This is a genomic window from Microcoleus sp. MON1_C1, from assembly GCF_036701945.1.
Taxonomy (GTDB): domain Bacteria; phylum Cyanobacteriota; class Cyanobacteriia; order Cyanobacteriales; family Microcoleaceae; genus Microcoleus.
The window spans coordinates 2,892-4,360 of record NZ_JAUBRO010000113.1; the positions used below are offsets into that span (position 1 = coordinate 2,892).

Sequence of the window (1,469 nt, forward strand, 5' to 3'; positions counted from 1 at the left end):
AACCCAGATGGTTCCTTCAACTATACTCCCAATCCGGGTTTTGTCGGCTTGGAGGAATTCAGCTACAGTGTCAGCGATGGAACCTTCGCGTCTGCAACCACTCAGATAAGTATTAATGTCACCAATCAGCCGCCGATCGCACTAATTGACAATTACAAAACCCTGCACGATCGAGTCATAAACGTGCCTGTGGCTGAGGGAGTTTTAGCCAACGATAGCGACTTGGACGGTGACTTATTGACGGCAACTAAAATCACAAATCCCAACAATGGCACTCTCGGATTTAATAAGGATGGTTCGTTTACTTATACTCCGAATCCTGGATTCTTTGGACTCGATAGCTTCACCTACAGTGTCAATGACGGGGCTGCTACTTCACCAGCAATTTCGGCAAATATCAATGTCATAAACAATCCGCCGATCGCACAACCCGATACCTACAGCATCAGTGCGGGAAAAGTCCTCAGCCTAACAGTGCCGGGAGTTTTAGCAAACGACTCCGACCCAGATTTAGACACGCTGACTGCTGCGGTGGCAGCAAATCCGACGCAAGGGTCGATCGCCCTCAACAACGACGGTTCTTTCACTTATACTCCTAACGCAGGCTTTTCTGGAACAGACACCTTTACCTACACAGTCAGCGACGGGATAGTTAACTCTGCACCCGCTACCGTGACTGTCAGCGTCAACAATAACCCGCCTGTGGCGAATTCTGACAGCTATACTACTGCTTTTAATACGGGTCTCAACGTGACTGGTTTGGGAGTCTTAATCAACGATACAGACCCGGAAAACGACCCGCTGACGGCAATTCTGGTGACAAATCCGGCTACAGGGTCGATCGCCTTCAACGCTAACGGTTCTTTCAGTTACACTCCGAATGCTGGTTTTGCAGGGACAGACTCTTTTACCTACAAAGCTAATGACGGGAAAGCTGATTCTGCGATCGTCACAGCAAGCATTATTGTAAATAACCCTCCGACGCCGACGCCCACGGAAACTCCGACGCCGACTCCCACGGAAACTCCGACGCCGACGCCCACGGAAACTCCGACGCCGACTCCCACGGAAACTCCGACGCCGACTCCCACGGAAACTCCGACGCCGACTCCCACGGAAACTCCGACTCCGACTCCCACGGAAACTCCGACGCCGACGCCCACGGAAACTCCGACGCCGACTCCCACGGAAACTCCGACTCCGACTCCCACGGAAACTCCGACTCCGACTCCCACGGAAACTCCGACTCCGACTCCCACGGAAACTCCGACTCCGACTCCCACGGAAACTCCGACTCCGACTCCCACGGAAACTCCGACTCCGACTCCCACGGAAACTCCGACTCCGACTCCCACGGAAACTCCGACTCCGACTCCCACGGAAACTCCGACTCCGACTCCCACGGAAACTCCGACTCCGACTCCCACGGAAACTCCGACTCCGACTCCCACGGAAACTCCGACTCCGAC

At 54.0% G+C, this 1,469-nt stretch carries 1 protein-coding gene; it reads left to right on the forward strand.

Annotated elements, in window-relative coordinates:
- On the forward strand, nucleotides 1-1,469 hold a 1,469-nt coding region (locus QUA62_RS28895; protein WP_333408235.1), incomplete at both ends, for an Ig-like domain-containing protein.